The organism is Kineococcus glutinatus (assembly GCF_039542765.1).
GTDB classification, from domain to species: Bacteria; Actinomycetota; Actinomycetes; order Actinomycetales; family Kineococcaceae; genus Kineococcus_A; species Kineococcus_A glutinatus.
On record NZ_BAABIL010000365.1, the window covers coordinates 1 to 3,778 of the forward strand.

The 3,778-nt window shown below is 74.4% G+C and carries 3 protein-coding genes; 2 read left to right on the forward strand and 1 reads right to left on the reverse strand.

Annotation, left to right across the window (positions count from 1 at the left end; translation table 11 throughout):
- Positions 1-1,394: ethanolamine permease (eat, locus tag ABEB16_RS13620; RefSeq protein ID WP_425560196.1), on the reverse strand; the 1,394-nt coding region annotated here is incomplete at its 3' end.
- 263 nt (positions 1,395-1,657) lie between these two features.
- Between eat and ABEB16_RS13625 the strand changes: the two genes are divergently transcribed.
- Both ABEB16_RS13625 and ABEB16_RS13630 read left to right on the forward strand, forming a co-directional pair.
- Entirely contained in the window at positions 1,658-3,040 is a 1,383-nt protein-coding gene (locus ABEB16_RS13625) for a glutamine synthetase family protein (protein ID WP_345712785.1), read from the forward strand.
- Positions 3,021-3,778 (forward strand): gamma-glutamyl-gamma-aminobutyrate hydrolase family protein (locus ABEB16_RS13630; RefSeq protein ID WP_345712786.1); only part of this gene is annotated, 758 nt, incomplete at its 3' end. The genes ABEB16_RS13625 and ABEB16_RS13630, both read left to right, overlap by 20 nt.

Consider the following 3,778-nt stretch of genomic DNA (forward strand, 5'->3'; position numbering starts at 1 on the left):
AGGTGGTGGCGGGAGTGGAACCAGAAGTAGGCCACGAACGCGGCGAACACCGCCGCGGTGATGCCCGCGGCCCGCTCGTCGACGAAGAACGTCGCCACGACCGCCGAGGCCGACAGCACCAGCGCCACCCCGGTGGTGACGACGCCGCCGGGGGTCCGGTAGGGCCGCTCCAGGTCCGGTTCGCGGCGGCGCAGCACGATGTGCGAGAGGTTCATCAGCACGTAGGACACCGTCGCGCCGAACACCGCGATGTTGATCAGCAGCGCACCGTCCTGCGTCCAGGCCGCCAGCGCGAACCCCACGGCCGCCGGCACCAGCAGCGCGACGTACGGCGTCTTGCGCGCGCCCGTCACCGACATCCAGCGCGGCAGGTAGCCGGCGCGGGAGAGCGCGAAGAGCTGGCGGGAGTAGGCGTAGACGATGGAGAAGAAGCTCGCCACCAGCCCGGCCAGACCGACCCAGTTCACGAAGTCGGCCAGCAGCGTGTCCCCGCCGGTGGCGATGCGCGCGGCCTCCGGCAGCGGGTTGCCCGAGGCCTGCATCGCCGAGGAACCGGCGCCCCCGGCGGCGAGCAGCAGCACGCCCGCACCGAAGACGAGCAGGGTGAGCATCGCGGCGATGATGCCGCGCGGCAGGTCGCGGCGGGGGTCGCGCGCCTCCTCCGCGGCGAGCGGGACGCCCTCGACGGCGAGGAAGAACCAGATGCCGTAGACGAACGCGCCGAGGACCCCGGCGACGCCGAACGGCAGGAACTCGGAGGCCCCCGCGGCGCCGGTGGGCGCGATGTCGAAGAGGTTGGCGGTCTCGAAGTGACCCACCATGCCCGCCATCCAGGCCACCAGCGCGACGACGGCCAGCGCCGTGATGCCGAAGATGACCTTCATCGCCTCCCCCACCCCCCACAGGTGGATGCCGACGAAGAGGGCGTAGCAGGCCAGGTAGACCGGCCACGGGCTGGCCAGGGTGAACAGCTCCAGCGCCCGGACGTAGCCCTCGATGAACACCGCGATGGCGGCGGGGGCGATGGCGTACTCGATGAGGATCGCGACGCCGGTGGCGTAACCGCCCAGCGGTCCCAGCGCCCGGCGGGCGAAACCGTAACCGGCGCCGGCCACGGGCATCGCGGCGGACATCTCCGCCAGTCCGAACACCATGCAGGTGTACATGACGCCCATCAGGACGAACGCGATGAGCAGCCCGCCCCAGCCGCCCTCGGCGAGGCCGAAGTTCCAGCCGGAGAAGTCCCCGGAGATGACGTAGGCGACGCCCAGGCCGGCGAGCAGCAGCCAGCCGGCGGCGCCGCGGCGCAGCTGGCGCTGCCGGAGGTAGTCGGCGGAGACGTCCTCGTAGCCGACGGATCCCGGGCGGCGGGGTGGGTGGTGCGGAGTGCTCACGGCGACCTCCGGCCGAGGTGGTGCCCCTGCGGGTCGGGCCGCGGGCCGGTGGCGGCGCGGGCGCTCCAGGGACGCGAGGCGCTCGAGCATGCCCGCAGCACCGGGGGTCGTCAACGGTCTTGACAGCACCGGGGCGCGCCGGTTCGATGACGCGGAATGGTCTGGTGGCAGACCATTCCGCGACGTCGACCCGCGGACCCGCCGGTGGTTCGCCGCGCGGTCACGACGGGCGCGCGGTCACCACGAGGCCGACCGGAGGAACCGTGGGGGAAGCCAGCGTCCCGGGTGCACCGCGACCACCGCTGTCCGTGGCGGAACTGCGCGCCGACATCGCCGCCGGCCGCGTGGAGACGGTGCTCGTCGCCATGACCGACATGCAGGGCCGGCTGCAGGGCAAGCGCGTCACGGCGCGGTTCTTCCTCGACGAGGTGCTCGAGCACGGCACCGAGGCGTGCACGTACCTGCTCGGCGTCGACGTGGAGATGAACACCGTCGGCGGCTACGAGATCACCTCCTGGCAGAACGGCTACGGCGACTTCCTGCTGCGCCCGGACCTCGCGACGCTGCGCCGCATCCCCTGGCACCCGGCCACCGCGCTGGTGCTGTGCGACGTCCTCACCCTCGCCGGGGACCCCGTGCGGCCCTCCCCCCGCCAGGTGCTGCGCGCCCAGCTGGAGCGGCTGGCCTCCCACGGGCTGCGCGCGTCGGCGGCCACGGAGCTGGAGTTCGACCTGCTGCGCGTCAGCTACGAGGAGGCCGCGGCCACCGGCTACCGCGACCTGCGCCCGGCCAACGGCTACAACGTCGACTACTCCCTGCTGGGCACCGGCCGGGTGGAGCCGCTGCTGCGCCGGCTGCGCACCGAGATGGACGGGGCGGGCCTGTACTGCGAGTCGGCCAAGGGCGAGTGCAACCTCGGCCAGCACGAGGTGGCCTTCCGCTACGCCGACGCGCTCACGACCTGCGACCAGCACAGCGTCTACAAGACCGGCGCCAAGGAGATCGCGGCGCAGGAGGGCATGTCGCTGACGTTCATGGCCAAGCTGGACGAGCGGGAGGGCAACTCCTGCCACGTCCACCTCAGCCTCACCGACCCCGAGGGCCGGGGGGTGTTCGCCGAGGGCCCCGGCACCGACATGACGCCGCTGTTCCGCTCCTTCCTGGCCGGGCAGCTCGCCGCCCTGCGCGAGCTGACGCTGCTGCTGGCCCCCAACGTCAACAGCTACAAGCGCTTCGCCGCCGGGTCGTTCGCGCCGACGGCCGTGGCGTGGGGGTACGACAACCGCACCTGCGCCCTGCGGGTCGTCGGGCACGGGCCGTCGCTGCGCATGGAGAACCGCGTGCCCGGCGGCGACGCCAACCCCTACCTCGCCGTCGCGGCCCTGCTGGCCGCCGGCCTGCACGGCGTGGAGAACGAGCTGGAGCTGCCCGCGCCGACCACCGGCAACGCCTACACCGGCGACGCCGAGCGGGTGCCGACGACGCTGCGGGAGGCCGTCGGCCTCTTCGAGCGCTCGCAGGTCGCGCGGGCCGCGTTCGGCGCCGACGTCGTGGCCCACTACGCGCGCGCCGCGCACGTGGAGCTGGAGGCGTTCGACGCCGCCGTCACCGACTGGGAGCGGGTCCGTGGTTTCGAGCGCCTCTGAGACCGGTGCACCCCGGCGCCCGCTCGTCGGGCTCACGACCTACCTGGAGCGCAGCCGGCACGGCGTCTGGGACGTGGACGCCGCGCTGCTGCCCGCCGTGTACGTCGACGGGGTGCGCGCCGCCGGTGGCCGGCCGGTGCTGCTGCCGCCGACCGGGCCCGGTGAGCCGGAGTGGTCCGACGACGAGCTCGCCGACCTCGACGCCCTGGTGCTCACCGGTGGCGCCGACGTCGACCCGGCCCGCTACGGCGCGGTGGCGCTGCCCACCACGCAGGCGCCGCACCCCGCGCGCGACCACACCGAGACGAGCCTGCTGCACGCGGCGCTGCGGCTGGGCCGGCCGGTGCTGGGGATCTGCCGCGGAGCGCAGGTCCTCAACGTCGCCCTCGGCGGCACCCTGCACCAGCACCTGCCCGACGTCCTGGGCGGCAGCGGGCACCAGGGCTCCCCCGCGGTGTTCGCCACCACCACCGCCCGCCTCGTCCCCGGCACCCGGCTGCACGGGCTGCTGGGCGAGCAGGTGCGGGTGCGCTGCTACCACCACCAGGCCGTCGACCGCCTCGCCCCCGGCCTGCGGGTCGCCGCCTGCGCCGCCGACGGCACGGTGGAGGCCGTGGAGGCCGCCGACCCGGCGCGCGGCTTCCTGCTCGGGGTGCAGTGGCACCCGGAGGAGGACGCCACCGACCTGCGGTTGTTCGAGGCCGTCGTCGCCGCGGCGCGCGGCACGTCGCCGGTCGC